Raw genomic sequence first — 26,086 nt, 5'->3', positions numbered from 1 at the left:
CCCAGGGCCATGGCCGGGGACATCATCGGGGCAAGTCCGGCGATTGAACCAACGGAGGGCGTCCCGTACCTACTTCGAAGGGCCATAGCTGCTTGCCTTCAGCATCCGCTCCAACTCCCGGGCGTAGGTCGCGATTCTCGTCGCCTCATCCGTTCCGTTGATGATCCGTCGAGCGTTGACGTAGTTGCAGTTGTTGTCCTTGATGTAATCGCCGAGCGACCTCGACGTGAACGATCCGTTCCGCATGCCGTAGGACATGATCTTGTATGCGACGTCCGGCTCGAGAACGAGTTCGGGATGGATCACGAGCCGATCATCGCCGTACAAGATGTCGCTCATCGTCTTGTAGTTCTTCTTCCAGGTGAGCTGCACGTACCCGCGCCCGTAGTACACATTCGAGTAGTTCTGCCCGTCGGATCCCACCACGTTCACGGGATTGCCGTACGCATACCCCGCGCCCTGGCCGTACTCCTCGATGGGCTGCCAGGTGTCCGCGCACTCGTGCTTGACCGTCGCCAGCATGTACGCGGCCCAACGGACATCACTGATCTGGGGATCGCGATCGATGAACCGTAGCAGCATCGACAGGCCGTGCGCCGCGGAGTCATCGAGGATGCCGTAGGTTCCCATGTAGTCCGACATGAACCGGTCGTGACGGAACGTCAGGCTTCCCTGTGCGAGGTCCGTGCCCAATCGCGCGAGTGACTCGGCGGCACCCGATTCCTTGAGCCAGATGTATGTGCCGATCACGTTGCCAAGCGCGGCCCAGGTACTGGCACCGACGACTCCATTCGCGGGAGAGATTCGATGGGCGGCCTGGAATTGTTTGACGGTGGCCTCGGTCTGGGGACCGAACGTCCCCAACGCATCCAAGGCAGGGGGCGGTTGCTGCAGATGGCTGAACCAATGCTGAAGAGTCTTGACCTCGCGTCCTCTGCTTCCTCGTTTGAGGATGAATGCCATGTTCCCCCCTCCTGCTTCGTCGTCTTGAACAGCAATCGTTTGTGCTTGGTGCCAGGTCTCATCACTTCCCGGCGCTATTGCCTGGAAGGTCGGCCCGCAGCATGGGTTGAAGCTGCTTCAGCGGTACCTCGACATCGAGCGCATGGAATGCTCGCGCGGAAACGGGTCGAAGCACCACGAGCGCTCCCTCTTTCAAGAAGAAGCGGCGCACCGAGATTGGCACGTTGGCCCCCAGCTTCGTGGTCGCTGAGAGCTTGTTGCGCACGGCCTGAGTGAGTGTTTCCTTCCAGGGGGTGTCAGGGCGAAACAGATCCGCCACCTGATACACCGTGCCCGTCATGAGATTGACGGTGAGTCCATCGACCATGTCATCGGGCTGGAGGCTCGGATTGGTGCAGGCGGTACGTTGCAACCGGACGCTGAGGAGCCCATCCTTCGCCAGCCCTACTGAATACGTGACGGAGACATCGGTCTTCCCGGGGTCGGGCAGGTCGGAGCAGCCCTCTCCCTGGCGTACCGGCGAGGAGTCGCGCGGTGCTCGACAGCTCTCGGGAACGGTGGCAAGCACGGTCTCATCGATGAGTCGGTTGACCTTGGCAAGGAGCTCGGACGACGAGAGCCCGGCGATTTCGGGATACGCCACGTCGACGGCGCACTGCCCATTGCCCGTGGTGTAGGTCTCACGCCGCTGAGCTATGCGCACGGAGCCCGTGGTCCCAGACCCGCCGGTGCCCTCGCGTATCGTCCCTGACGAGATCTCGGGGGGCTGGACGGGTTGTGCCGTCGCTTCCGCTACGGGGGCGGTCCGGGCCAGAGGTTGATCGCCGCGCGAGCAGGCAAGCCCTGTCGCGCAGAGACACACGAAAAGGAAACGCAAGGGTTCTCCTCTGGCGATGACCGGCCAGATGCCGGATGCAGGAGGAGGCTAGAAGTCCCGAGGTTCCTTGGCAATAGAACCGCGCCGGCGCCCCGTGACTACAGCAGCTCGTCGCCGTCCTCGCCGGGAGGCAGCGGCCCGCCGTTCTTCTCCGCCTCCAGCTTCTCGAAGTGGCGGAAGATCGTTCGCGGATCCACTCCCAGATCCTTCGCCGTCTTCGTCTTGTTGCGGTTGTTCCGCTCGTAGACCTCCTGGATGTACTGCTTCTGCCAGCGCTCCCGCGCCTCCGACAGCGGCAGCACCGGCTCCAGGCTCTCCGGCCTCAAATCCAGGTCATCCGGCCCCAGCAACGGCTTGTCCGCCAGCACCACCGCCTTCTTGATGCGGTTCTCCAACTCGCGGATGTTGCCCGGCCAGCCGTACTTCTTCATCGCCACCGTCGCCGACGGCGAGAAACCCTTCGCCTTCGAGTTGAACTCCTTCGCGTACTTCTGCAGGAAGTACTTCCCCAGCACGAACAGGTCCTCGCCCCGCTCGCGCAGCGGCGGCAGCTTCAGCGTCACCACGTTCAGCCGGTAGTACAGGTCCTCGCGGAAGGTGCCCTTGCGCACCTCCTCCTCGAGCACCCGGTTCGTCGCCGCCACCACCCGGATGTCCACCGGCTCGCCCCGGTGATCTCCCACCTTGTAGACCACCTTCTCCTGCAACGCCCGCAGCAGCTTCACCTGCAGCTGCAACGGCATCTCGCCAATCTCGTCCAGGAAGAGCGTGCCGCCGATGGCCGCCTGGAACTTGCCCACCCTCGTGTTCACCGCCCCCGTGAAGGCGCCTCGCACGTGGCCGAACAGCTCGCTCTCCAGCAGGTTCTCCGGAATCGCCCCGCAGTTGATGGTGATGAACGGTCCCTTGCTCCGCGGCGAGTGCCGGTGGATCTCCCGGGCGATCAGCTCCTTGCCCGTGCCCGTCTCGCCCGTGATCAGCACCGAGATGTCCGTGGGCGCGATCTTGTCGATGCGCCGGTACACGTCCAGCATCCCCTGGCACGCACCCACGATCTCCCCGTAGTGCGTGTCGTCCAGCCGCTTGCGCAGCTCGGTGTTGTCCAGCTTCAGGTCATTCACCAGCAGCGCGTTCTGGATGAGCAACAGCGCCTGCGCCGCGAAGATGGTGAGCATGTCCAGGCTCTTGGGCTCGAACCGGTTCACCAACCGGTCGTTGCCCACGTACAGCACCCCGAACAGCTCGTCGTTGCGCACCAGCGGCACGCACATCACCGACAGCAGCTTCAGGTTCACCACCGACTTGCTGCTCTTGAACTCGGGATCATCCAGCGCGTCGCTCAAGATGAGCGCCTTGCGCGTACGCACCACCTTCTCGATGATCGAATCCGACACCCGCGCCGTCGCGTCCTCGATGTTCTCCCGCGACAGGTTGCGCGCCACCTTCACGGCCAGCTCGCCGTTCTCCCGCAGGATGAGGAAGCCCTTGTCCGCCCGCGTCACCTCGATGGCCTCGTCCAGCACGCTCTCCAGCAGCTCGTCCCGGCTGGAGCTGCCCAGCAGCCGATCGCTGAACGCCGTGAGCCGGCGCAGCAGCACCAGCTCGCGGCCCACCACCCCCGGCATGTCCCGGGTGTGCGAGTCCGGATCCGACGTCGGCTCGTGCGTCACCGCGAGCGCCGGGGCCGGAGGCGGCTTCGTCACGGCGTCCTCGCGCGCGAAGACGAGCTCCGTGGCGCCCACGCGGATGACGTCGTCCGTGGCCAGCACGTGGTTGTCCCGCTTCTTGCCGTTCACCTGGAACGACGCCCCCAGGCTCCCCAGCTGGTAGCGCGTTCCATCGAAGAGCACGTGCAACGCACTGTCCGGCACCGACGGATCCTCCAGCTGCACGTCATTGTCGGCCGAGCGGCCGATGCTGGTGATGCGCTTGTGGAGGGGGACCGTGCGGACCTTCCCCTCGGGGCTGCGGACGGTGAGGCTGGCCATGTCGAAGCGTTCCTGGTCCTAGAAGGTGAGGGTGAATCCGGCCATCGCGCCGCCGGTGGTGGGGGAGAGGTGCAGGCTCGCCCGGGGTGCCGCCGGGTCGGGCTCGGTGGGCGCGGGCGTGGACGGCAGGGTCTCGATGCTCGTGCGCACCACCTGATCCTGGTGGTGCAGGAGCGCGTCCAGCACCCCCGCCGCGTAGACGGCGTAGAAGCCCCCGGCCGAGCCCCACTTGAGCCACGTCCAGGTCTCGGCCTCCTTCCGGCGCGCGGTGGGAATGAAGCTCACGGTGACCTTGATGGGCCCTCGCACGTCGTCCACCGTGAAGTCCTCCGTCTCGATGAGCGAGTCGTACGCGAAGAAGGAGATGATGCTGGTGATGGCGAGCACTCCCTGCGAGGCCGCGAAGAGCGTCCCCAGGCCGTTGCGCCCCTGCTGGAACTGCCCCGCTCCAAAGGGCACGAAGTTCACCAGGAAGCTGCGTGACTCCACCTGCCGCACCGTCACCTGCCTCGACAGCACCTCCAGGCGCCGCCGCCGCTCCTCGGCCGCCACGCGCTCCCGCTCCCGGCGCTCGGCCTCCGTGCGCTCCCGCTCCACACGCAGCCGCCGCTCCTGCCGCACCAGCTCCAGCTCCGCCGACATCTGCTCGCGGATGCCGTCCAGGTGCTCCACCGCCGGCGGCGGCACCGAGAAGGGATCCAGGTTGAAGTCCGGCTCCAACCGCAACAGCGCGCGGAAGTGGCGCGCCGAGTCCTCCGTCCGGTTGAGGTTGAAGGCGCTCAGCGCGGCCAGCTTGTGCAGCTCCGCCAGATCCTTGTCCGCCAGCCGGCCCCGGTCGATGCGCATGCCCGCACGCTCCAGCACCTCGGCGTAACGGCCGTACTCGTAGGTGGCGCGCAGTGTCACCACCTCCGCGTCCACCGGCTCCTCGGCGAACACGGCGGCGGGGGCCAGCAGTCCCACCAGCAGCAGGAGTCGGAGGCAGCGGCTCATTCGGCGACGAGCGCCCCGCGCAAGGTGGTGGACTTGCCGGGCTCCAGGTTCGCCACGCGCTTCTCGGTGAGGTACCCGTTGTGGCTCACCTCGTACTCCACCCGGTGCTGGAAGCTCGCCGGGCCCCTCGGCGATTGGATCTCGAAGGGGCGCTCCTGGGACTCGCGCACGGTGCGCACCTCGCCGCCCACGCGCACCACCGCGTCCGCTGGCTCATAGACGAAGGACAGCCGCGAGCTCTTCAGCAGGGCCCGCAGGCGGAAGACGTTCTCCACTCCCGGCCGTACCTCGATCGTCTCCCGCGCGTCCTCGCAGTAGTCGCAGGTGATGGTGACCGTGTGCTGGCCGGGCGTCAGCTCCACCATGTGCCGCGCGAGCGGTTGGCCGCTGCGCGCTCCCTCGTCCACCTGGATGTAGCCGTAGGGCCGCACGAGGATGGACACGGATTCCGGCACGGCCCGGACGGGCTCGCGGGGCGTGGGCTCGGCGCGCGGGACGGGCGCCTTCTCGGGGAGGGGCCGCGGGGACTCCGGCGTGACCGAGGCCTGCCGCTGGGGCGGCGCGGGCGGGGCCGGCTTCTTCACGGGGGCGGGGGCCGGCGCCGGGGGAGGCGTCACCCGTGCGGAGGACGTGACCGCGGGCGCGGCCTCCGGAGCGCGCCGCTGGAAGAAGAAGTGGACGCCCACGCCGAGCACCGAGGCCGCCAGCAGGCCCGCGCCCAGCTTCAGCCCCCGGGCCCTCCACTGCTTCACGCGGCGCTCCCGCTCCAACCCCTGCAGCAGCCCGAGCGCCCGCGCGTTGGTGGCGTCCAGCGCGAGCACCTGGTTGAGGCACGCCAGCGCCCGGGGCGTGCGCTTGTCCGCGAGCAGCCGCTCGCCCCGCTCCAGCAGCGTGGCGATGAGCCTCGGCCGCATCAGCTTCTGGTACGAGGGCGGATCCGCGAAGAAGGACGCCAGCTCCTCGCCCACGCGCGCGAAGCCGAGCCCCGCCAGGTAGTCCCCGAGCGCGTCGCGCAGCTTGCCCGCGTTCGGATAGCGCCGCGCTGGATCCCTCGCGAGGCACGTGGCGCAGATCTCCGCCAGCTCGTCCGAGAGCGTGGGCACCCGCTGGCGCGGATCCTCATAGGCCCCGTCCAGAATCCGCTTGAGCGTGGCCGTGGCGTTGGCGGCCGTGAAGGGCAGCCGGCCCACGATGAGCGAGTAGAGGATGGTGCCCATCGAGAAGATGTCCGCCTCGGCACCGGCCTCCTGGCCCTCGATGATCTCCGGTGCCATGTGGGCCGGCGAGCCCACCAGCGCGCCCGTGACCGTCATCCGATCCTCGATGTCGAGCAGCCTGGCGATCCCGAAGTCCATCAGCTTCAGGACGCCGTCCTCGCGGACCATCACGTTCTCGGGCTTCAAGTCCCGGTGGATGACGCCAGCCTCGTGCGCGTGCGCCAGCGCGGCGGCGATCTCGTGGATGATCATCGCCGCCAGCTCGGGCAGCTCCAGCCGGCCCAGCTCGTCCACGCACTCCTTGAGGGTGCGGCCGCGCACGTACTCGGTGACGAGGAAGGCGTCCTGCGCGCCCTCGGCCGAGAAGTCGAACACCTCGAGGATGTTGGGGTGGTGCAGCCGCGCCACCGCCTTGGCCTCGCGCGCCAGACGCCTGCGCGACTCGGACTTGTTGGCCAGGTGCGGGTGCAGCACCTTCACCGCCACCTCGCGATCCAACGCCGTGTCCAACCCCTTGTACACGACGCTCATGCCCCCGGAGCCGAGCTCCTCGAGGATGCGGTACCGCCCGATGTTGCGGCCGATGTGCGTCATGGGTGCCGAGTCTCAGTCTTCCAAGCCGATGCCCATTCGGACGCGAGTGTCAGGGGGGCGGGCGTGGGTATGACAGCGACGTCGGGGTTGGATTCTAGGAGCCGCCCCGCTGGGGTGCAAAGCGTCAATCGCGCTTGAGGCGGCGGCGCGCGGCGAGCCGGTCCAACAGGGCGTGCAGGAGCGGCTCGGCCTGGCGGGGCAGCTGGCGGTCCGTGGGCGAGCTCACCGGGAGGGAGCGGGCGAGCCGGTACAGCTCCACCAGCCGCTCGCGGAACAGCTCGTTCTCCGGGTGCGCCTGGAGGGCGCGGCGGTAGGCGGCCGCGGCACCTACATAGTCCCCGAGGAAGAAGAGCCGCTCGCCCTCGGAGGCGGGGGTGGAGGGGCCCTGGGGGACGGCGTCGGGGCGGGCACTGGCCCGCAGGGCCTGGAGCGCCTGCAGCTCCTCGGGTTGGAGCATCTCGCGCAGGTTGGCCAGCTTGAGCCCGAGCGCCTCGTCCTCGGGGAAGGCCCGACAGAGCGTCTCGTAGAGGCCCACGGCCTCGTTCAGCTCTCCGCGGCGCAGGGCGCGTTCGGCATGTGCGACCATTTCGGCGCGGGCTTCAGGCTTCATCTGAGGTGCAAGGTTACCGTACGGAGCGCGGAAGTCACCCGAGGACTCTGGGGCCTGCTCTGAATGTAGGATGGGTGTTCACCCTGAGTCCAAACTCCGGTTGCTCGCTCGCTCCAAGGGCGGGAACTCCGGGGAGGGGCGCGGTCCGAAGGCCCTCGTAGCCGAAGCGCTGTTATCGCCGGGGCTCTTTATCCCCGGCTTCTACCGTTTGGGACCGCCGATCATCTCGGTAGACCGGACTATCTCATCGTCTTCCTCACTGCCGGGAAGACGTCGGGCGCTCGTGGGGTCATTACCGCTTTCGCTCGGACCCTAGTCTCTGAACCTTGCCGACCCCTTGGGACACGGACACCATTGCCCCGCCATGTCGGCCTTGGCTGCCGGTTGCCCGTCTCCGGGGGTTCCGGCAATTCACCCGATTCTCGTTTGCTGCTCACGCAGCAACGGGCCTGGAAAAGAACAAGCTGGCCTTCGGACCGCGTTCCCAAGTTAGGGGCCGGGCTTCGGGAGTGTCAAGCCGGCTCCTGGGTGGCCACCACCTCACGCTTGATGACATCGAGCACGGGAACGTAGCTGCCGGACCCGGGCTCGAACTGGTGGACGGTGACGCTCTTGTACACCGAGGGAGGCAACAGGCGGCCCAGCTCGATGAGGAGCGCCACCGGTGCGCTCGTCACGACGTGGAGCGGCGCGGAGGGGTGCTGTTCCCGCAGGTGCAGGAGCGCGGCCCTGAGCTCCTCGACGACCGCTGCTCCGGCGCCAGGTGGCAGGGGGCGTCGCTGTATTGGCTGGAGGTGGTAGATGCTCGCATTGACGCGGAGGCCGAGCTGGGAGAGTGACGCTTTTGAAATTGGCGTCATGCCCTCGATGGCCAGCAGCACAGCCTGTCCCGAGTACGCCTGCACTCGCTCCAGCGGATGGAAGTAGGGCCCGGTGGCCTCTGGGGCGGACATTCCCACTCCCGAGAACGGAACCCAGGCGTGGATGCGCGGGTCGAGTTGGTGAAGCTGGATGGGACGGGTCCGGGCGAGGTCGTCCAGGCATCTTCCGAGGAACACGGCTGCGGGATAGGGCATCGTCGCGAAGACGTGCAGCGTCCCCTGGATGGTCTGCGTCGCACGCTCGACCCCCTGCTCCATCTCGCGCAGGGCCCATTCCCAGGCCATCCTGTTGATGGGGATGTCTCGCAGCTCGGTGGGCCCGCGCGCCGGGAGCTGCTCGGGAACCTTCACCACGTGCTCCAAGTCCAGCACGATGGAGAGCGCGGACGGGTTCTCGAAGTTCACCAACAGACCGCCATCCATCCGGATGGGCTTCACCGTGCTCCGGATGCGCTCCTGCCACCCTTCCAGCCGCTCTCCGAGGACGCAGTCGAGAAACCGCTCATATCCCTCTGCGAGGGAGCCCAGTGTCGCCGGCCTTTCCTCCTCGACGGCAATCTTCTCGCCGTAGGCGTAGTACCCCCGATATGGGATTCGGACCGCATCGAAGTAGGCCGAGAAGTCGAGCGTGCCCGGCCCGTAAGCGGCTTCGAACAGCGAGGCGAAGCGTCGGGCGGCCTCCCCGCTCCACTTGCGATTCAATCGCTCTTCACCCTCGTCGACCCGGCTGAGGAGCGGAAACAGGGCCAGGGGCCTGGACGCACCGATGCTTCTCTTCAACTGTACCGCCTGTCGCCCGAGCTCTGTCACTCCGTGCAGGGACTGCTCGTTGAGCGTGAAGGCCAGGACCAGCTTGTCCGCCAGGATGACGGTGGAGACGCTCCCCAGGTCCGAGATGCCCGTGCGCGAATCGAGGAGGACGTAGTCGTAGCGAGCCCTCCACTCCTCCGCGAGTTGCGTGAAGACCTCCTGGGATTCCTCATAGAGCCGGTCCCAGGGATAGTCGTGTACGCGGCTGGCGTAGTCCTTGTCGAAGAGACCTGCGCTCCAGAAGTCCAGACTGGCGGCTCGGGAACGGGTGGGTGACCTGACAGGGATGGAGTATCCGAACCTGCCGGAGTCCAGGAGGGAGGCAATGGCTTTCTGGAGGGAGTCCTTCCGAGTCGAGAAGAGGTCCGAGAGCTCGCAGAAGAAGTCGATGGTCCCGAGTTGCCCCGCGCCAGGCTGCTGACGCAGCCGGCGGGTTCGGGGAAACGAGGACAGGAAGTAGCGATGAAGCCCAGGTGCTTCGAGGTCGAAGTCGACGACCAGGACGCGTCGGCCTCGATGCGCGAGGAGCGTGGCCACGTTGGCGAGCGCCATCGAACGCCCCACGCCTCCCTTGTACGAGTAGAACGAGATGATTTCGCCCATCAGTGGCGTGCCTCGGACTCGACGGCCATGTATCTCGGGAATCCCACCGTTGAAGTCGAGGGACGCTGATTCGTGCGGACGCTGGAGACGTGCTCGCGGAGGAGCGCGACCATGTTCTCCAGCGACAGCGCGTCTCCCAAGCGCTCGCGAATGTCCCCGACTCCCGGCCTGAGGCGCGTGGCGAGAAAGACCCTGTACTGCTTCAAGACTTCGGCGTGGGTCACCCGAGGCGTCGCCAGCTCCGCCCGGAGGAGCAACAGCAGGAGCACCAGCGGCTCCAGTGCGTCGATTCCGCCCCATCCCTCCGGATTGTCGAGGATGGAGTCGAGCTTCTCGTCGAGCCGGCGGAGGATGCGTTCTTGCGAGGTCATAGCGTTGCCCACTCGTCGGGTTCGACCGGCCGGACCGTATGGGCCTCGGAGTGGTGGAAGTACGTCTCCAGATAGGTCTCCTGGGGAAACCCGTCCGGACCCGTCAACACGTCCACGTGGTTTTCCGTCACGGCCACCGTCACGTGGTACATCCAGCGGCGGGAGGGTCCCTTCGGTTGGATGTAGAGGGCGTTCTCCGCCACGATGATGCGTGCGTGCGCGGTGTGATCGATCTCCCGAGCCGTTGGAAGAATGCTCTGCGCAGCTTTGGCGCACTCGGAGGACTCGGCTGGATGGCGCTGGAGGACAGCTTCGACCAAGCCTCGTTGGCGCGTGCTCCAGTAGATCATCGCCGCGAATATAACACCGGGTGCTCCCGGGGCCCTACGTATACGTATAGTGTGTGCCCCGCATGTTGACGATCCTCCTCCTCGCCGCGCTGGCCCAGGCTCCGGTCCCGGCCGCGGATGACCTCCCCGGAGACGAGCCGGACGCGGACACCCCGGCCGTCGTTCCTCCGCTGCCCGTGGCCTCGCTGCCCCCCGCCACCCATGAGCTCTTCGAGCGCCTCAAGGGCCGCGTCGCCCAGGTGCGCATCATCGAGCGGCGCAGTGGCACCCGGTCATCCATCGGCTCGGCGTTCTTCGTGAGCACCGAGGGACACGCCCTCACCAACTACCACGTCATCTCCGACATCGTTCACCACCCGGAGGACTACACCGCCGAGCTCGTGCGCGAGGGCAAGGACTCCGAGGCCATTCCCGTCCGTGTGGTGGACGTGGACGTCGTGCACGACCTCGCCGTCATCCGGCAGGACGCGCCGGTGAAGGAATGGTTCGAGCTGGCCCCCAAGGAGCCTCCCCAGGGCACCCGCCTGTACGCCATGGGCAACCCGCATGACCTGGGCACCACCATCGTCGAGGGCACCTACAACGGCCTCGTGCAGGACGCGCTCTACGACAAGGTGCACTTCAGCGGCGCCATCAATCCCGGCATGAGCGGCGGGCCCACCGTCACTGGCGATGGCCGTGTCGTGGGCGTCAACGTGTCCACCATGGGCAACCAGCTCGGCTTCCTCGTGCCCGTGGCCCATGCCCGTGCCCTCGTGGAGCGCGCCCGCGAGGTGAAGGAGAGCAGCCCCTCGGCGCTCCTGGCCGTGGTCGGCTCGCAGCTCCTGGACAACCAGCAGCGCATCACCGAGCGCCTCCTGGCCGCGCCCCTCCCGACCCAGCAGCTCGGCGAGTACCACGTGCCCGGCCGCTGGCTGCCCTTCCTCAAGTGCTGGGGCGACACCCCCCACGAGCCGGAGAACCCGTACACCGTCACCAACTACCAGTGCTCCTCCGAGGAGGACATCTACCTGAGCGGCGAGCACCGCACCGGTGTGGTGGCCTATGACCATGCCTATGTGTCGAGCGACAAGCTCGGGGCCCTGCGCTTCTCCGCGCTCTACGAGGCCACCTTCAGCAATGACCCGGGCGGCGTGGACGCCACCAAGGACGACGTGACGAACTTCCGCTGCCGCGTGGAGTTCGTGAAGGTCGGCGGCGTCCCCACGCGCACCGCCCTGTGTCTGCGCGCCTACAAGAAGTTCCCCGGCCTGTATGACCTGGCGCTCCGGGCCGCGACGACCAACGCGAGCACCTCGGGTGTGCAGACGAGCCTCACCCTGGCGGGGTTCTCCGCCGACAACGCGCGCGCCCTCGCTCGCCGCTACCTGGAGGCGCTCGCGTGGACGAAGTGATCTTCCTGGAGGTGCTCGAGGCGGACGAGGTCCACGCCCGGCACCGGCTGGACCGCTTCCCCGTCACCGTGGGGCGCGGCTACTCCAACGACGTCATCCTCGATGATCCCAAGGTGTCCGCCTCGCACCTGCGGATCGAACGCACCGAGGACGGACGGCTGGTGCTGCGCGACACGGGCAGCACCAATGGCACGTTCCGCGTGGAGCCCTGGGCGCGGCTGGCGGAGCTGGAGCTCGCGGACGACGCGCGCGTGGCCGTGGGCGACACCGTGCTGCGCTTCCGCGGCCGGGCCCACGTGGTGGAGGACACGCGCGTCACCGCCATCCCCGTGGCGCCCCAGGTCCGTCCCTTCGAGCGGCCCTTCGCCTTCCCCGCGATGCTGGCGGTGACGGTGCTCACCTTCCTCCTGCGCGAGTACCTGACGAACTACCAGAAGACGGACTGGGGCTCGCTGGCCCTGGCCGTCGTCGCGCCCGTGTTCGTGTGCTTCGTCTGGTCGGGCCTCTGGTCCGTCGCCAGCAAGGTGGCGCGGCGCGTGTTCCACTTCGGCGCTCACGGCACCATCGGGAGCTTCGGGCTGCTCGGGCTGCTGGTGATTCCGCTGCTGATGGGCGTCATCACCTACAGCCTGGGGCTGGGCGCGTGGGTCCGGTGGGTGTCCCTGGCCGGGTACCTGGCCTGGGTGGGCTTCATCCTCTTCTGGCACCTGCGCTACGTGACGCGCACGGAGCCCCGGCGGCTCATCCAGGTGCTGGGCGTCATCCTCGTGTGCTTCGGTGCGCTCACCCAGGCGGATTCGCTGCTGGGCGAGGAGGATTTCACCTCCTCGGTCGACTTCGATCGCACGCTGCTGCCACCCGCCTTCCAACTGGTGCCCTCCAAGCCGGTGGACTCCTTCTTCGAGGGCACGCAGAAGCTGCAGGAGGACGTGGACGCGCTCGCGAAGGAGAAGCCCTGAGCGCTACATCCCGCGCACGGCGTGCGGCTGGTAGGGCGCCTCGAGCGCCTTCACCTCGTCCGCGCCGAGCGTCACGTCCACCGAGCGGATGGCCGCCTCCAGGTGCTCCATCTTCGTGGCGCCGATGATGGGCGCCACCACCGCCGGCTTGGAGTGCAGCCACGCCAGGGACACCTCGGCGGGCGTGTTGCCCCGGGCCGCCGCCACCTTCTTCACCGCCTCCACCACGTCCCAGTCGTGCGGATTGTCATACAGCGCCGACGCGAACGCGTCCGAGCCCGCTCGCGTCGTGGACTGCTTGTCATCCAGTGACTTGCGCGTGCCCGCCAGCAGCCCCCGCGCCAGCGGCGACCACGGAATCACCCCGATGCCCTCCGCCTCGCACAGGGGCATCATCTCCCGCTCCTCCTCGCGGTAGACGAGGTTGTAGTGGTTCTGCATCGACACGAAGCGCGCCCAGCCGTTGCGCTCCGACAGGCTCAGCGCCTTCGCGAACCTCCACGCCGCCGACGAGCTCGCGCCGATGTACCGGACCTTTCCCTGCCTCACCAGCTGATCCAACGCCGCCAGCGTCTCCTCCAGCGGTGTCTCCGGATCCATCCGGTGGATCTGGTACAGATCGATCGTCTCCACCCCGAGCCGCTTCAGGCTCGCCTCGCAGGACTGCACCACGTTCTTGCGCGACAGGCCTCCCATGTTGGGCCCGTCCGTCATGGGGAAGTACACCTTGGTGGCGAGCACCACCTCCTCCATCCGCGCGTACTTGCGCAGCGCGCGGCCGGTGACCTCCTCGCTCACCCCGAGCGAGTACATGTTCGCCGTGTCGAAGAAGTTGATGCCGGCTTCCACCGCGCGCTGGAAGAAGGGCTGCGAGGCCGCTTCGTCCAGCACCCACGGGCGCCAGCTGGGAGTGCCATAGCTCATGCACCCCAGACAGATGCGCGACACCTTCAGACCGGTATGACCCAGGTTGGCGTATTTCATGCCCTCACCCTGCCATACCGGCGCGGCTCATGGCAGCGGACCTTCCGCCCAGTAGGCGATTCCCGCCGCGGACAGCCGGGTGACTCCCGCGAGGAACTCGTAGTCCAGCGTCGAGGGCACGTCCGTGTCGCGGTGGTAGTTGTTGTTGCGGAAGTTGGCGGTGTCCGTGAGGAAGAGCGCGCTGTGCCCCGCGAGCCAGAAGGGGGCGTGATCGCTGCGCATGAGGTTGCCCGAGAAGGGACCCGAGCCGTCGATCGGCGACGTCGCGCCCCGGAGCGGCACGAAGTCCAGCCGGCTCCCCAGCGCGTACAGCTCCTCCAGCCGGGGACGCGACTGCTCGTTGGAGATGGCGGCGATGAAGTCCCCCGTGTTGGGAATGGGGAAGCCGGGCAGTGCCTGCTGCGCTCCCGGGCGCGCGTCCTTGTAGCCGATGCAGTCGAAGACGATGGAGGCGACGATCTCCTCTCCCGGCAGCTCGCGCACGAAGCGCGTGCTGCCCACCAGGCCGAGCTCCTCCAGGTCGAAGCCCACGAAGCGGATGGTGCGCGCGAAGCGCTTGCCCGCCGCCAGCCGCGCCATCTCCAGCATGGCCGCCACGCCCGAGCTGTTGTCGTCCGCGCCCGCGTGGAACGAGTCGTAGTGGGCCCCCACCACCACCACCTCGTCGGGGTGCGTGCTGCCCTTCAGCTCGGCGATGACGTTGGACGTCGGCCAGGCCGGGCCTTCCATCTCCTGCTCGATGACCGTGTAGCCGAGGGACTCGAAGCGAGCGCGCACGAACTGGCGGGCCTTCTCGCGGGTGAGGTGGCACACCGGCTGGTGCTCCAGGTTGATCTGCTCCAGGTCGAAGGCACCGCAGTCGAGTGGCGTGTCCTCGAGGTGGGCGGCCGCCAGGGCCTCCACGTCCGATTTCAGCCGGGCCTGTTCCGCACCCGCGCCGAAGTCTCCCGCCCGGAGGAGGGCGGGCTCCTCGACGGGGGCGCGCGAGGCACAGGCATTCACGGCGAGCAGCAGCAGGACGGCGCGCAAGGCTCTCATAGCATCACCCCCACCTGGAGCAGACCGAGTTGCAGGCGCAGCATGGAGCCGGGCTGGCGTGAGAGCAGGGTGCCCCACTGGAGCTCCAGGGCGCTGGCGGTGAAGCGGCCGAAGGCGAAGCGCAGCGGCGCGGCGTGGATGGCCGCGTAGGCGGGCCCGAAGAGCCCGGTCCGGGTGTCGGGGTAGTCCGGGGGGAAACCCGTGTTGGCCGGGGCCACGACGCGCATCCAGCTCAGGCCCAGCTCCGGGCCCACCGCCGGCCGCCACACCCCCATGTTCGCGGTGAACTGGGCGCGAGCGTAGACCTCGAGCGGCGGATTGCTCCCGTTCGCACTGAAGCTCCAGCGTACGCCGCCTCCCAGCCGCCAGTTGTCCGTCTCGTAGGCATAGGCGGCCTCGAGACCCGGGCGGTAGGGCAGGGCGAGGGACATCCCACTCGAGGAGAACAGGTTCCCCCCGAGCGACAGCTCATGTCCGGCGGCCGAGGCCATTCCCGGAAGGAGCGCGGTGGCAAGCATCATCATCCAATGGCGCATGGGCGCCGCACTCTAGCTCCTCTCCCAGTCAATAAGCGCGTGCCCGCAGTCCCAGCGGGCTGGCGGCCCACACCAGGAGTCTTGGAGCCCCGAGGGTCGAACGCTTAAGGTGGCGGCCGAGAAACAGGGGGCAGGAAGAGCTCGTCGGAACCGCTCGGCCCCTGACGGCCGTGTTGTCTCCGCGCCGGGTTCCTCATGCCCTCCGAGCCCCGCTCGTGAGGTCCCATGCCGCTGTTGTCGCGAGAGAATCCCGCGCGCGCCGTGTCCCTGCCCGATGGCACCACCTTCGTGGATGTGCTCCGCGAGCGGGCCCTCCTCCAGCCCGACGCCCGGGTCTTCACCTTCCTCGACGAGGCGGGGGAGTCCTCCGTCACCTACCGCGAGCTGGACGAGGGCGCCCGCGCCGTCGCCGCCACCCTGCACCAGCACCTCGCTCCCGGTGATCGGGCGCTCCTGCTCTACCCGCCGGGCCGTGAGTACGTGCTGGGCTTCCTCGGGTGCCTCTACGCCGGGGTGATCGCCGTCCCCGCGTATCCGCCCGATCCCTCCCGTCTCGCCCGCACCCTGCCCAGGCTCCAGTCCCTCGTGGCCGACTGCCAGGCCACCGCCGCGCTCACCACCTCCGGGCTGCTCGACATGGCCGGCGTCGTCACCGAGGACGCTCCCGGACTCCGCGCGCTGCGCTGGCTCGCCACCGATGCGCTCGCGCCCGGCGCCTCCCACGCGTGGTCCGCTCCCGCGCTGTCCTCCGATGACCTGGCCTTCCTCCAGTACACCTCCGGCTCCACCGGCACGCCCAAGGGCGTGATGCTCAGCCACCGCAACCTGCTGCACAACTCGGGGTTGATCGCGCTCGGCTTCGACGCCTCGCCCCAGCCCGTGGGCGTCATCTGGCTGCCGCCGTACCACGACATGGGGCTCATCGGCGGCATCCTCCAGCCCCTCTACCGCGATATCCCCACCGTGCTGATGTCGCCGCTCTTCTTCCTCCAGCGCCCCCTGAACTGGCTGGAGGCCATCTCCCGGCACGGCGGCACCGTCAGCGGCGGCCCCAACTTCGCCTACGAGCTGTGCGTCCGGAAGACGACCCCCGAGCAGCGCGCCGCGTTGGATCTGCGCGGTTGGGAAGTGGCCTTCTGCGGCGCCGAGCCCATCCGCCCGGAGACGCTGGACCGGTTCGCCGAGGCGTTCGCTCCCGCCGGCTTCCGGCGCGAGGCCTTCCATCCCTGCTACGGGCTCGCCGAGGGCACGCTCATCGTCAGCGGTGGGCGCAAGGCCACGCCGCCCGTGGTGCGCCGTCTGGAGCACTCCGGACGCCAGGGCGCGTCCATGGTCGGCTGTGGCGCCTCCCTGGGAGATCAGACGGTGCGCATCGTGGATCCCGAGACGTGCGAGCCGTGCGCCCCCGGCCACGTGGGGGAGATCTGGGTCCGCGGTGCCAGCGTGGCCCGTGGCTACTGGGAGCGCTCCGATGACACCGCCCGCGTCTTCCAGGCGCGTCTCGCGGGCTCCGGTGAGGGGCCGTACCTGCGCACCGGGGACCTCGGCGTGCTTGAGGGTGATGAGCTGTTCGTCACCGGCCGGCGCAAGGATCTCCTCATCATCCGCGGGCGCAACCACTACCCGCAGGACCTCGAGCTCACCGTGGAGCGGTGCGACCCGGGGCTGCGTCCAGGTTGTGGGGCCGCCTTCTCCGTGGACTCCGGGGGCGAGGAGCGGCTGGTCATCGTCCAGGAGTTCGCCGACCGCTCCGGCGGCGACCTGGAGATCCGCACCCGCGACGTCATCGCCCGCATCCGCCAGGCCGTGGCCGAGGAGCATGAGCTCGGCGTGCATGCCGTGGTGCTGCTCGTGCCCGGGAGCATCCCCAAGACGTCGAGCGGGAAGATCCAGCGGCATGCCTGCCGCACCGCGTTCCTCCGGGGCTCCCTGGAGGCCGTGGGCTCCTGGCGCGAGGGCTCCGCTGGGGCTCACGTGGCGGCGGCGCTCGTGGATGGGGCGGAGGAGTCCGCGCCCCCCTTGTCCGCGGGCGTGGAGGCGCTGCTGCCCTGGCTCTCCGCCCGCCTGTCGCGGGAGCTGCGGATTCCGGCCGGCGAGCTGCGGCTGGATGAGCCCCTCACGCGCTATGGGCTCGACTCGCTGCGCGCCATGGAGGTGCGCGGCTCGCTCGAGCTGACGTTCGGCGTGTCCCTGCCCGTCACCAGCCTGCTGCGCGGGCCCAGCGTGCGGGAGCTGGCCGAGAGCCTCATGGCCCGTCCCACGCCCGAGGCCGAGGCACCGCTCGCGCCCCAGGCCCTCGACGCGGCTCCGCCCCTCTCCGACGGTCAGCGCGCGCTGTGGTTCCTGCAGCGCATGTCTCCGGAGAGCACCGCGTACCACGTGGTCCGCGCGGCGCGGATCCGCTCGCGCCTCGATGTGGCCGCGTTGGAGCGGGCCTTCCTGTGTCTCGTGGCGCGCCATCCGTCGCTGCGCGCCGTGTTCCCCGAGGAGAATGGTGCCCCCGTTCCGCGCTTCCTGGAGCCCTCGGGCCCCATCCTCCACGTGGAGGACGCCACCGGCTGGAGCGAGGCCCGGTTGCGAACGCGGCTCGACGCCGAGGCCCACCGGCCCTTCGAGCTGGAGCACGGTCCCCTCATGCGCGTCCTGCTCTTCACCCGGGGCCCGGACGAGCACGTGCTGCTGCTCTCGCTCCACCACCTCATCACCGACTTCTGGTCCCTGGGCGTCATGGTGGAGGAGCTGGGCGCGCTCTACACGGCGGAGACGGGGGGCCTCGCGGGCGTGCTGCCGGCCCTGTCTCCGAGCCCCGTGGAAGCCACCCGCGCGCTCTCGGCCCGGATCGCGGGCCCTCGGGGCGAGGTGCTTCGCTCCTTCTGGAAGCAGCGGCTCGGCGGGGAGCTGCCCCTGCTCGCGCTGCCCACGGATCGTTCCCGGCCCCGGCTCCAGTCCTTCCGCGGTGACACGCTCCCGTTCCACGTGGGGCCCGAGCTCACCCGGCGCGTGAATGCGCTCGCGCGCGAGAGCGGGGCCACGCCGTACATGGTGCTGCTCGCCGCCTTCTTCACCTTCCTGCGCCGCTACACCGGCCAGGAGGACCTCGTCGTGGGCTCGCCCACCGCGGGCCGCACCCGGCCGGAGCTGAGCCGGCTCGTGGGCTACCTCGTCAACCCCGTGGCCCTGCGCGCCAGCATTCCCCCGGGCACCACCTTCCGCGAGCTGCTCGCCCAGACCCGGAGCACGGTGCTCGAGGCGCTGGAGCACCAGGACATGCCCTTCCCCCGCCTGGTGGAGGAGCTCCATCTCTCGCGCGAGCCGGGGCACTCGCCCGTCTTCCAGGCCATGTTCGTCCTGCAACGCGGCCACCTGCCTGGAGAGGGCACCTCGCTGACCTCCTTCGCGCTGGGCGATCCGGGCGCGCGCATGAGCCTGGGGGCCCTGGAGATCGAGTCCCTGCCGCTCACTCGCCGGGGATCGGCGTTCGATCTCACCCTGATGATGGCCGAGACGGAGAGCGGGTTGGGTGGCTCGCTGGAGTACTGCACGGACCTCTTCGAGGCCGCCACGGCCGGGCGCATGGCGCGGCACTTCGTGTCGCTGCTGGCGGAACTGGTGGAAGCGCCCGGGCGCCGGGTGGAGGAGGTGGAACTGCTGAATGGGGAGGAGCGGGCCCGGGTGATGGAGGCGTGGAGCCGGGGGCCGCGCGTGGACGTGCCCGTGGAGGGGCTGGCGCAGCTGCTGGAGACACAGGCGGCGCGCGCGCCCGAGGCGGTGGCGGTGGAGGGAGACGGGCAGCGGCTGAGCTACCGGGAGCTGGAGGCGCGGGCGAGGCGGCTCGGCGCCCGGCTGCGGCGCGAGGGCGTGGGGCCGGAGGTGCGCGTGGGCGTGCTGCTGGAGAAGAGCGTGGAGGCGGTGGTGGCCTTCTGGGGCGTGCAGAAGGCGGGAGGCGTGTACGTGCCGCTGGAGGCGGTGCAACCCCGGGAGCGGCTGGAGTGGATGGCGCGGGACGCGGGCGTGCGCGTGGTGGTGACGCGGCGCGAGCTGGAGGAGCGGTGCGCTCCGCCCGAGGGCGCGCGGGTGGTGCGGCTGGAGGAGACGGGCGAGGAGGCGTTGCTTCCGCTGGAGAGCGGCGTGCGGGCCGGCAACGTGGCGTACATCCTCTACACCTCGGGCAGCACGGGGCGGCCCAAGGGCGTCGAGGTGACGCACGCGGGGCTGTGTGACCTGGCGTACGCGCGGGCGCTGTCGTTGGGGCTCGGGACGGACACCCGGGTGTTGCAGCTCGCGTCGCTGGGCTTCGATTCCTCCGTCTGGGAGTACCTGCTGACGCTGTCGGTGGGCGGGACGCTGTACGTGCCCGAGGGAGGACGGGTGCCCCTGGGCGAGGAGCTGCGGCGGGTGCTGGTGGAGGGCGCGGCGACGATGGTGACGCTGCCTCCGTCCGTGCTGGCGCTGCTGCCGGACGAGGGCCTGGAGCACCTGCGGGTGGTGATGTCCGTGGGCGAGGCCTGCCCGCCCGCGTTGGTGGAGAAGTGGGGGAGGGGACGGCGCTTCCTCAACGGGTACGGGCCCACGGAGGTGTCGGTGGCCGTCTCGTGGGCGGAGTGCGTGCCCGGAGAGGGCCGGCCTTCCATCGGCGCGCCGCTGGGCAACGTGGAGGCGTACGTGCTGGATGGAGCGCTGCGGCCCGTTCCTCCCGGCGTGGCGGGAGAGCTGTACCTGGGCGGCCCCGGCGTGGCGCGAGGCTACGTGGGGCGGCCGGACCTGACCGCCGAGCGCTTCGTGCCCCACCCCTTCGGCCGCGAGGGCGGTGAGCGGCTGTTCCGCACGGGAGACGTGGTCCGGTGGAGGGTGGATGGGCGGCTCGACTACGTGGGCCGCGTGGATGCGCAGGTGAAGGTGAACGGCGTCCGCGTGGAGCCGGGCGAGGTGGAGGCCGCGCTGCGCGAGCTGGGAGGCGCGAAGCAGGCCCACGTGAAGGCGTGGAAGAGTCCCTCGGGCGAGGCCCGGCTGGTGGGCTACGTGGTGCCCGGGGAGTCCACCCTCCGCGAGACCCGTGAGCTGCGCGCGCTGCTGCGCCAGCGTCTGCCCGAGTCCCTGGTGCCCTCGGCCTTCGTCTTCCTGGAGGCCCTGCCCCTGTCCCCCAGCGGCAAGGTGGACGGCCGGGCCCTTCCTCCTCCCGAGCCCCCCGCGCGCTCCGCCTCCTTCGTTCCTCCCCGCGGCCCGCTCGAGGTGTCCATCGCGCGCTGCTGGGCCCAGGCGCTCGGGCGCGAGGCCGTGGGCCTGCATGATCATTTCTTCGATGAGCTCGGCGGCAGCTCGCTCACCGTCGTCAGGGCCTGCGCCCTGCTGCGCGAGGAGCTGCGGCGCGATGTGCCCATCGTCCACCTCTTCGAGCACCCCACGGTCCACGGGCTCGCCAGACGGCTGGAGCAGGCCGTGAGCACCGAGACTCGCAACACCAATCATCAGGATCGCGCGGAGGCGCGCCGGCAGGTCCTCCAGCGCCGCAACCCCCGAGGAAATCGTGGCAATGGCTGAGAACGACATCGCGATCATCGGCATGGCGGGGCGCTTCCCCGGCGCCGCCGACATCCACGCCTTCTGGCGGAACCTGCGCGAGGGCGTCGAGTCCATCTCCCGCTTCCAGGCGGAGGAGCTGGAGTCCTCTCCGCTCGTCCCCGAGGCGCTGCGCGCGCACCCGGACTTCGTGCGCGCCGGTGGCGTGCTCGAGGGCGCGGACCTGTTCGATCACGGCTTCTTCGACATCGCCCCCCGCGAGGCGCTGTGGATGGATCCCCAGCAGCGCGTGTTCCTGGAGTGCGCCTGGGCCGCGCTCGAGGACGCGGCGTATGATCCGGAGCGCTTCCCCGGGAAGATCTCCCTCTACGCGGGCGCCGGCCAGTCCGGCCACGTGCTCTCCCTGCTGGGCCACGTGAAGAAGGAGCCGGCCTCGCTCTTCGAGGCGCTCGGCACCACCAACGCGGAGAACGTTGCCACCAAGGCGTCCTTCAAGCTCCGGCTGCGCGGCGAGAGTCTGGCGCTCTACACCGCGTGCTCCACGGGCCTCGTCGCCGTCCACATGGCCTGCCAGAGCCTCCTGCTGCGCCAGTCCGACATCGCCCTGGCCGGCGCGGTCCGCATCTCGCTCCCGCAGCGCACCGGCTACCTCTACCAGGACGGGATGATCTTCTCGCCCGACGGGCACTGCCGCGCCTTCGACGCGCGCGCCCGGGGCACCGTGAGTGGCAATGGCGTGGGAGTGGTCGTCCTCAAGCCGCTCGCCGACGCGCTGCGGGACGGCGATCACGTCTATGCCGTCATCAAGGGCTCGGCCATCAACAACGACGGCCACCAGAAGGTGGGCTACACCGCGCCCAGCGTCGAGGGTCAGGCGGAGGCCATCTCCGAGGCCCTCGCCTACGCGGGCGTCGGGGCGAACGACATCGGCTACGTGGAGGCCCACGGTACCGGCACGCCCCTCGGGGATCCGATCGAGGTGTCCGCGCTCACGCGCGCCTTCCGCCGCGACACGGACGAACGCGGCTTCTGCGCGCTCGGCTCGGTGAAGACCAACATCGGCCACCTGGACACCGCCGCGGGCATCGCCGGCCTGCTCAAGGCCACCCTGGCGCTGCACCACGAGGAGATTCCCCCCAGCCTCCACTTCGAGCGCCCCAACCCGGCCATCGACTTCGCCGGCAGCCCCTTCTTCGTCGCCTCCGAGCGCCGGCCCTGGGCTCGCGGCGAGACGCCCCGGCTCGCGGGTGTCAGCTCCTTCGGCATCGGCGGCACCAACGCGCACGCCATCCTCGGCGAGGCCCCCATCACCGCGAGCCGTCCCAGTGCCCGGCCCCGCCAGCTCGTCACGCTCTCCGCGCGCACCCCGACCGCACTGGAGGCCATGACGCAGGAGCTCGCCTCCTGGTTGGAGGCCCGCCCGGGCGTGGACCTGGCCGACCTCGCCTTCACCCGGAACGTGGGACGCAAGGCCTTCGAGCACCGGCGCACGCTCGTCGCGGCGGATGTCCCTTCGCTGCTCGCCCGGTTGAAGACGCCTCCCGCGGCCCAGGCGATCGCCAGCCTGGAGGCGGCCCGTGAGCAGCGCGTGGCCTTCCTCTTCCCAGGCCAGGGCGCGCAGTCCGTGGGCATGGCCCGCGAGCTGTACGACGCCGAGCCCGGTTTCCGCGAGCACGTGGACGCCTGCCTCGCGCTGCTCACCCCGCGCCTGGGCCGGCCCCCGCGCCCGCTGCTGTACCCGGCCCCCGCGCAGGAGGCCGAGGCCCGTGAGGCGCTCGCGGATCCCCGCTACGCGCTGCCCCTCCTCTTCACCGTGGAGTACGCGCTCGCCCGGCTGTGGATGGACTGGGGCGTGGAGCCGCATGCCCTGTTCGGCCACAGCTACGGCGAGTACGTGGCCGCGTGCCTCGCGGGCGTGCTGACGCTGGAGGACGCGCTGGCGCTCGCGGTGGTGCGGGGCCAGTTGATGGCGCGCATGCCTGCTGGAGCCATGACCGCCGCGGGCTGCTCCGAGGCCGAGCTCCAACCCCTGCTCACCGGGGCGCTGTCGCTCGCGTCGATCAACGGCGCCAGCCGCTGTGTCGTCTCCGGCCCCGTGGACGAGGTGGAGCGGCTCGAGCAGGAGCTCGCGCGCCGTGGCGTGGGCTCGCTGCGGCTGCCCGCGCGGCAGGCCTTCCACTCGGCGGACGTGGAGCCCCTGCGCGAGGAGCTCCAGCGCACCGTCGCGGGACTGCGGCTGTCCGCGCCCCAGCGGCCCTATGTCTCCAGCCTCACCGGTACGTGGATCCGCCCCGAGGAGGCCACGGATCCGTCCTACTGGGCCCGGCAGATGCGTCAGCCCGTGCGCTTCGCCGCGGGCCTGGACACCCTCCAGCGGGACGGGTGCGCCGTCTTCCTGGAGGTGGGGCCCGATCAGGCGCTCACCACGCTGGCCCGCATGCACCTGCGCGGCTCGGAGCCGGTGCGCGTGGTGCCTTCGCTGCCTCGCGCGGGCGTCTCCGCGTCCGATCACGCCGCACTGCTGGAGGCGGTGGGCGCGCTGTGGCGGGCCGGGCTGGAGGTGAGCTGGGAGCGCTTCTATGCCCATGAGCAGCGCCAGCGTTTGTCCCTGCCCTCGTATCCCTTCGAGCGCCAGCCCTTCCGGCTCGAGCCCCGCTGGATGGAAATGGACGCGGCTCCGGCTCCGGCTCCTGTCGCAGCCAGGGCGCCCGTGGTGGTTGCGGCTCCCGTGGCGGCTCCGACTGGCAAGGAAGGCCCCCGCAGCGACGTCGAGCGGCAGGTGATGGCCATCTGGCGCGAGCGGCTCGGTGTCGAGGACTTCGGCATCCACGACAACTTCCTGGAGCTGGGCGGCAACTCGCTGATGGCGGCGCAGATGCTCACGCGCCTGCGCGAGTCCTTCCCCGTGCAGATTCCCCTGAGCGACCTCTTCGAGGCCCCCACCGTGGCGGGCGTCGCCGGGCGCATCGAGGCCCGCCTGAAGGAGGTGGAGGGCTCGGGGACCGGTGTTCCGCTGCCCAGGCTCGTGCCCGTGGCGCGCGATGGCGAGCTGCCACTGTCCTTCGTGCAGGAGCGCGTGTGCGCGCTCGAGCGCTTCACGCCCGGCAACCCGGCGCTCCACATGTCCGTGGCCCTCCGGTTGACGGGCTCGCTGGACGTGGGCGTGCTGGAGCGGAGCGTCGCGGAGATCGTCCGCCGCCACGAGGTCCTCCGCGTCACCTACGCTTCCGTGGACGGCCGGTTCGTTCCCCGTGTGCACTCCGAGATGAAGACGCCGCTCCAGGTGCTCGTCCTGGAGGGCTCCCGCGAGGAGCGTGAGGCAGAGGCCTTGAGGCTCGCCCAGGCGGACATCGAGCGGCCCTTCTCCCTGGAGCAGGGTCCCGTCCTCCGCGCCTCCCTGGCTCGTATCGCCGAGGACTCGCACCTGCTGTTCGTCACCGTGCACCACGTCATCTCGGACACGCTGTCCATGGTGGCGATCGCCCGCGAGCTGGCGGTGAACTACGAGGCCTTCCTCCAGGGCCGCCCCTCTCCGCTCCCCGCGCTCTCCGTGCAGTACATGGACTTCGCGGCCTGGCAGCGGCGCGCGCTGGAGTCCGGCGCCTTCTCGTCCCAGGTGGCCTATTGGCGCGAGCGCATGGCCGCTCCTCCCGGCCCGCTGGTGCTTCCCACGGATCGTCCGCGTGGGGCCTCGCGCTCGCTCCGCAGCGCCCGCTGCTTCTTCAGCCTGTCCCGCCGGCTCTCCGATGCCATCCTGGCGCTCGGCCAGCGCGAGGGCGTCACCTCCTTCATGATCCTCCTCGCCGGTTACAAGGCGCTGCTGGCCCGCTACGCCGGCCAGGAGGACATCGTCGTGGGCACGCCCATCGGCAACCGCTCCCGTGGCGAGCTGGAGCCGCTGATCGGCTACGTGGCCCACGCCGTCCCGCTGCGCACCGACCTCTCGGGCGATCCCACCTTCCGCGAGCTGCTCGGCCGCGTGCGCGACACGACGCTCGGCGCCAACGCGAACCCGGACGTCCCCTATGAGCACCTCATGCGCGAGCTCGAGCCCAAGAAGGATCCGGGCACCGCGCGGCTGTTCGACGCGCTCCTCGTGGTGCACCACGCGGGTTTCGGCTCTCACCTGGAGCTGCCCGGCCTCCGGATGGAGCACGTGCCGGTGGAGGCGCCCACGCAGTTCGGCTCGCTGCTCTCCAGCCACAGCATCGCCCTGGGAGAGACGGCGCACGGTTTCTCCGGTGACATGGAGTACGCCACCGAGCTCTTCGACGCGGCCACCATCGAGCGGATGATCGGCCACTTCGAGGCGCTCCTCGAGTCGGCCGTGGCGGACCCCGGCCTGCGCCTCTCCGAGCTGCCCCTGGAGACCCGCGAGGAGCGGAGTCAGCGCGAGGCCCTCGCGGCCCCGGCTCCGCGTAGGGAGATCGTCTCGATTGCGCCGCTGCTGGAGGCCCAGGCCTCGCGGGCTCCGGATGCACCGGCCGTGGTCGCCGGAGCGCGGAGCCTCTCCTGGGGTGAGCTGCGCGAGCGGGCGCGGCGTCTGGCCTCGGTGCTGGTGCACAGGGGCGTGGGGCCGGAGCAGCTCGTGGCCGTGTGCCTGGAGCCGTCTCCCGAGCGCCTCGTGGCGCAGTGGGCCGTGCTGGAGGCCGGTGGAGCCTGGGTGCTCGTGCCGCCGTCGCGGCTGCGGGAACTGGCCTCGCTCGCTCTCGAGGGTTCACCGGTGCCGCTGCTGCTCACGGACTCACGGCTGCGCACCAGCGTCCCGTTGGATGCTTCGCGGGTGTTGCACGTGGACGCGCCCCTGGAGGAGGTGCCCGCGCTGGAGCACCGCGCCACTCCGGCCGGTGCGGAGGCCATGGTCTGTCTCGAGGCGCTGGGAGCCTCCGAGGCCACGCCGCGGCGGGCCATCCACACGCCCCGGACGGTGGCGCACCTGTTCCACGCGCTCGACCAGGGCATCGGAGGAACTTCCGGAGGCGCATGGCTGTGGGCCGAGGAAGCCGCGGGGCAGGGGAGCGGACTGGAAGTGCTGTGGGCCCTGTGCCGGGGCCTGCGCGTCGTCCTGCCGCGTGAGCCCGCGAGCGCCCGGTTCGTGGTGGGCCGCGACTCCTCGCCCCGCCGCCCGCTGGCCTTCAGCCTCTCGTACTTCGCCAATGACGAGGACGCGCTCGGCCGGCGCAAGTACCAGCTCCTGCTGGAGGGCGCGCGCTTCGCCGACTCGCACGGCTTCTCCGCCATCTGGACGCCCGAGCGCCACTTCCACTCGTTCGGTGGCCTCTACCCGAGCCCCGCCATCACCGGCGCGGGCATCGCCACCCTCACCGAGCACGTGGGCATCCGCGCCGGCAGCGTGGTGCTCCCCCTGCACGATCCCCTCCAGGTGGCCGAGGAGTGGTCG

Annotated in this window: 16 protein-coding genes (1 of these 16 only partly in view); 4 read left to right on the top strand and 12 right to left on the bottom strand. The window is 70.0% G+C overall.

The genetic code is table 11. The annotated features are described in order from the left end of the window. Positions 1-69 precede the first annotated feature (69 nt). The 9 genes from AC16DP_RS21010 to AC16DP_RS20970 form a co-directional block, all read right to left on the bottom strand. The gene (locus AC16DP_RS21010; protein ID WP_329729567.1) at positions 70-963 is read right to left on the bottom strand and encodes a peptidoglycan-binding protein; all 894 of its coding nucleotides are present in this window, start codon (positions 961-963) and stop codon (positions 70-72) included. A gap of 61 nt (positions 964-1,024) precedes the next feature. Continuing rightward, positions 1,025-1,606, bottom strand: coding sequence for a hypothetical protein (locus tag AC16DP_RS21005; protein ID WP_329729568.1), 582 nt, complete (start codon positions 1,604-1,606; stop codon positions 1,025-1,027). Between the two features lie 332 nt (positions 1,607-1,938). Continuing rightward, the gene (locus tag AC16DP_RS21000) at positions 1,939-3,828 is read right to left on the bottom strand and encodes a sigma 54-interacting transcriptional regulator (RefSeq protein WP_329729569.1); all 1,890 of its coding nucleotides are present in this window, start codon (positions 3,826-3,828) and stop codon (positions 1,939-1,941) included. An 18-nt stretch (positions 3,829-3,846) separates the two neighbouring features. Then, entirely contained in the window at positions 3,847-4,821 is a 975-nt protein-coding gene (locus AC16DP_RS20995; RefSeq protein ID WP_329729570.1) for a hypothetical protein, read from the bottom strand. Next, entirely contained in the window at positions 4,818-6,632 is a 1,815-nt protein-coding gene (locus AC16DP_RS20990; RefSeq protein WP_329729571.1) for a serine/threonine-protein kinase, read from the bottom strand. Before AC16DP_RS20990 ends, AC16DP_RS20995 begins: the two co-directional genes overlap by 4 nt. A gap of 124 nt (positions 6,633-6,756) precedes the next feature. After that, complete coding sequence (locus tag AC16DP_RS20985; protein WP_329729572.1) at positions 6,757-7,242, bottom strand: hypothetical protein; 486 nt, start codon at positions 7,240-7,242, stop codon at positions 6,757-6,759. A 512-nt stretch (positions 7,243-7,754) separates the two neighbouring features. Next, positions 7,755-9,536: a KGGVGR-motif variant AAA ATPase gene (locus AC16DP_RS20980; protein WP_329729573.1), complete on the bottom strand. Its 1,782-nt coding sequence runs from the start codon at positions 9,534-9,536 to the stop codon at positions 7,755-7,757. Then, complete coding sequence (locus AC16DP_RS20975; RefSeq protein ID WP_329729574.1) at positions 9,536-9,907, bottom strand: hypothetical protein; 372 nt, start codon at positions 9,905-9,907, stop codon at positions 9,536-9,538. The genes AC16DP_RS20980 and AC16DP_RS20975 overlap by 1 nt, the downstream gene beginning before the upstream one ends. Further along, positions 9,904-10,227, bottom strand: coding sequence for a hypothetical protein (locus tag AC16DP_RS20970; protein WP_329729575.1), 324 nt, complete (start codon positions 10,225-10,227; stop codon positions 9,904-9,906). Before AC16DP_RS20970 ends, AC16DP_RS20975 begins: the two co-directional genes overlap by 4 nt. Before the next feature lie 92 nt (positions 10,228-10,319). Here AC16DP_RS20970 and AC16DP_RS20965 point away from each other — a divergent pair, with 92 nt between their 5' ends. Further along, entirely contained in the window at positions 10,320-11,651 is a 1,332-nt protein-coding gene (locus AC16DP_RS20965) for a serine protease (RefSeq protein ID WP_329729576.1), read from the top strand. Then, positions 11,639-12,610 carry an FHA domain-containing protein gene (locus AC16DP_RS20960; protein WP_329729577.1) on the top strand — a complete coding sequence of 324 codons (972 nt, stop codon included), beginning with the start codon at positions 11,639-11,641 and terminating at the stop codon, positions 12,608-12,610. Before AC16DP_RS20965 ends, AC16DP_RS20960 begins: the two co-directional genes overlap by 13 nt. A 3-nt stretch (positions 12,611-12,613) precedes the next feature. Here the strand turns inward: AC16DP_RS20960 and AC16DP_RS20955 are convergent, their stop codons facing one another. Genes AC16DP_RS20955 through AC16DP_RS20945 form a run of 3 tightly spaced genes read right to left on the bottom strand, consistent with a single transcriptional unit; the run spans position 12,614 to position 15,168 of the window. Next, positions 12,614-13,594, bottom strand: a complete 981-nt coding sequence (locus AC16DP_RS20955; RefSeq protein ID WP_329729578.1) for an aldo/keto reductase — start codon at positions 13,592-13,594, stop codon at positions 12,614-12,616. Between the two features lie 27 nt (positions 13,595-13,621). Then, positions 13,622-14,632 carry a M28 family peptidase gene (locus AC16DP_RS20950; RefSeq protein ID WP_329729579.1) on the bottom strand — a complete coding sequence of 337 codons (1,011 nt, stop codon included), beginning with the start codon at positions 14,630-14,632 and terminating at the stop codon, positions 13,622-13,624. Continuing rightward, on the bottom strand, positions 14,629-15,168 hold the full coding sequence (locus tag AC16DP_RS20945) for a hypothetical protein (protein WP_329729580.1): 540 nt from the start codon (positions 15,166-15,168) through the stop codon (positions 14,629-14,631). The genes AC16DP_RS20950 and AC16DP_RS20945 overlap by 4 nt, the downstream gene beginning before the upstream one ends. 225 nt (positions 15,169-15,393) lie before the next feature. Between AC16DP_RS20945 and AC16DP_RS20940 the strand changes: the two genes are divergently transcribed. Next, complete coding sequence (locus AC16DP_RS20940) at positions 15,394-20,706, top strand: non-ribosomal peptide synthetase (RefSeq protein WP_329729581.1); 5,313 nt, start codon at positions 15,394-15,396, stop codon at positions 20,704-20,706. Beyond that, positions 20,699-26,086, top strand: partial view of a non-ribosomal peptide synthetase/type I polyketide synthase gene (locus AC16DP_RS20935; protein ID WP_329729582.1) — the beginning only. It continues 5,937 nt past the right edge of the window; only the first 5,388 of its 11,325 coding nucleotides appear in the window; the start codon lies at positions 20,699-20,701; the stop codon falls past the right edge of the window. Before AC16DP_RS20940 ends, AC16DP_RS20935 begins: the two co-directional genes overlap by 8 nt.

The sequence above is a fragment of the Archangium sp. genome, assembly GCF_057119385.1.
This window is presented reverse-complemented; position numbering and strand designations above follow the sequence as displayed.

Bases quoted from the DNA above. Each gene is read 5' to 3' on its own strand.
- AC16DP_RS21010 (WP_329729567.1), bottom strand. From the start codon at position 963: ATGGCATTCATCCTCAAACGAGGAAGCAGAGGACGCGAGGTCAAGACT.
- AC16DP_RS21000 (WP_329729569.1), bottom strand. From the start codon at position 3,828: ATGGCCAGCCTCACCGTCCGCAGCCCCGAGGGGAAGGTCCGCACGGTC.
- AC16DP_RS20995 (WP_329729570.1), bottom strand. From the start codon at position 4,821: ATGAGCCGCTGCCTCCGACTCCTGCTGCTGGTGGGACTGCTGGCCCCC.
- AC16DP_RS20990 (WP_329729571.1), bottom strand. From the start codon at position 6,632: ATGACGCACATCGGCCGCAACATCGGGCGGTACCGCATCCTCGAGGAG.
- AC16DP_RS20985 (WP_329729572.1), bottom strand. From the start codon at position 7,242: ATGAAGCCTGAAGCCCGCGCCGAAATGGTCGCACATGCCGAACGCGCC.
- AC16DP_RS20980 (WP_329729573.1), bottom strand. From the start codon at position 9,536: ATGGGCGAAATCATCTCGTTCTACTCGTACAAGGGAGGCGTGGGGCGT.
- AC16DP_RS20975 (WP_329729574.1), bottom strand. From the start codon at position 9,907: ATGACCTCGCAAGAACGCATCCTCCGCCGGCTCGACGAGAAGCTCGAC.
- AC16DP_RS20965 (WP_329729576.1), top strand. From the start codon at position 10,320: ATGTTGACGATCCTCCTCCTCGCCGCGCTGGCCCAGGCTCCGGTCCCG.
- AC16DP_RS20955 (WP_329729578.1), bottom strand. From the start codon at position 13,594: ATGAAATACGCCAACCTGGGTCATACCGGTCTGAAGGTGTCGCGCATC.
- AC16DP_RS20950 (WP_329729579.1), bottom strand. From the start codon at position 14,632: ATGAGAGCCTTGCGCGCCGTCCTGCTGCTGCTCGCCGTGAATGCCTGT.
- AC16DP_RS20945 (WP_329729580.1), bottom strand. From the start codon at position 15,168: ATGCGCCATTGGATGATGATGCTTGCCACCGCGCTCCTTCCGGGAATG.
- AC16DP_RS20940 (WP_329729581.1), top strand. From the start codon at position 15,394: ATGCCGCTGTTGTCGCGAGAGAATCCCGCGCGCGCCGTGTCCCTGCCC.